Genomic DNA, 1,807 nt, shown 5'->3' with positions numbered 1-1,807 from the left:
ATCCGCCAGCCCATCCGCGGTCGCCGCAGCAGCCTCAGGCAACTCCTGCTCCACCGTCTCTACCAAGTCCGTCATGCCCTGTGATCCTTCCGTGAGGAGGGCTTACACAGACCATTTGACACGCCCTGGCCTCGGCGACGCCCGCGCAGATCCTCACTGACCCCATCGCCGCTGCCGGCGCAGCAGCGACTCACGCGCCCGCCGCGGTGCCCTTCGTCGGCTGGGTCTACGGGTTGGTGGAGTGGGCTTCGAAGCCTGGTGAACTCGCCCGCGAAGGCGCGAAAGAGACACTGACCTCGGCTCTCGACACCCTGACGCTCAAGAACCTCGAAGCCGGGCAGGCGGCCGCCAATACCGGTGAGGTGCAGGTCACCACCAGCGATGTGGATGTGCACGCCGACCACGGTGGGTACGTCACCTTCACCCTCCCCGACCTCGAAGGCGGAGAACCCAAAGCCTGGTACATCCTCGCCACCCCCGACAGCCCCGGAAACTTCACCACCCAGGTGCCTACCGCTCCTGATGAGGAATTGGTCGAACGTGCTGACGGTGCTGTGGTTTTGGTGAACACAACGACCGGGCAAACCGTGCGGACGGTGAAGACACCGTGGGCGAAAGACGCACTGGGGCGAGAGCAACCCACCTGGTATTCCATCGAGAAGATTGACGACACGACGTCGACGGTCACGCAGCACATCCAACCGAACAAGGGCGCACTCTATCCGCTGATCGCGGACGGCCCCGATAACGGCACGGGCGCGGACGGTAAGCAGATCACGGTGCAGCGTTTGCCGAATGGGCAGGAGGTCGTCCACGAGAACGGTGTTGATAGCGTCATAGGCAATCCCAATCCGGGTGAGGAGCGCGCTCTTCCACCTGCTCCGAAGGTTGCGCCGAGTCAGACATTTGAACCGCAGACCTCGACCGCTGATAACGGTAACGGGACTACCACGGTCACTACGACGGACCACTCGGGGAAGACCAGCACGAGGACCGCCCCGACGACCGAAGTGGATAACGCGCTCGGCCAACGAGCGGAGAACGAACGTCAGCGGCAGCAGGACATCAACTCGCGGCTTCGCGGTTCATGGCATCCCGCGCCCGCGCAGGATTTACCACAAGCGGAGTCACGCGACACCCCGTCGGCTAGCGCGCCCGTTGACGCGAGTTGGGGCAGTGTCACCAACCCGAACGCTGTCGCGCACGACCTCGCCAACACAGCTCTGCGTGGCAGCGTCGCCGCACCAGTGACCAGCACAAGTTCAGGTACAGGTGGCGGTATCGAGTACGGCAAACCCGACGCAGGTCAGGAAGCGATCGACGCAGCGAACCGCATCAACTCATGGGCTGTGCCCGCACGGGAGAAACTGCAACAAGAAATCGCCGCGAAGTCCGCCGAGCTGCAAGCGGTGAAGGACCGCCCCATCGACTATTCGAAGGGGACAATCAGCATGCCGTACCCGGTCAATGCTGATCCGATTCCGATCGATGCAGTGAAGAAGGCAGCGGACTCACAAACACTGGAACAGCAGCTCGCCGCACTGGTCCAGCGTTACCTGTCAATCCCCGTTGTCGATGTCACCAAAGCGATCACTCAGATCCTCCCGAACGGATCACGCAACTACACCGCCCCACTGATCGGCATCGACGGGAAAACCGCTTCCACTCCGAAGGGCGGAGTGAACCACCCCGGGTTTCCCGGAGGATCTCTCAGTTGGCTACCTGGACCAGCTGGTCAGGCAGGGTAGGCACCGTTTCGGTGGCCTGGTGTCGATCGTAGTAGATCCGCTCGGCGTGCACCGGGCTC

At 62.9% G+C, this 1,807-nt stretch carries 1 protein-coding gene; it reads left to right on the top strand.

The features are described from left to right. The first annotated feature begins 206 nt into the window (after positions 1-206). Entirely contained in the window at positions 207-1,748 is a 1,542-nt protein-coding gene (locus tag HF999_RS22060; protein WP_168547898.1) for a hypothetical protein, read from the top strand. Positions 1,749-1,807 lie beyond the last annotated feature (59 nt).

It is taken from the genome of Tsukamurella spumae, from assembly GCF_012396015.1.
Classification (GTDB): Bacteria; Actinomycetota; Actinomycetes; order Mycobacteriales; family Mycobacteriaceae; genus Tsukamurella; species Tsukamurella spumae.
Note: the sequence above shows the minus strand (reverse complement) of the source record. Positions and strands in the feature narration are given on the sequence as shown.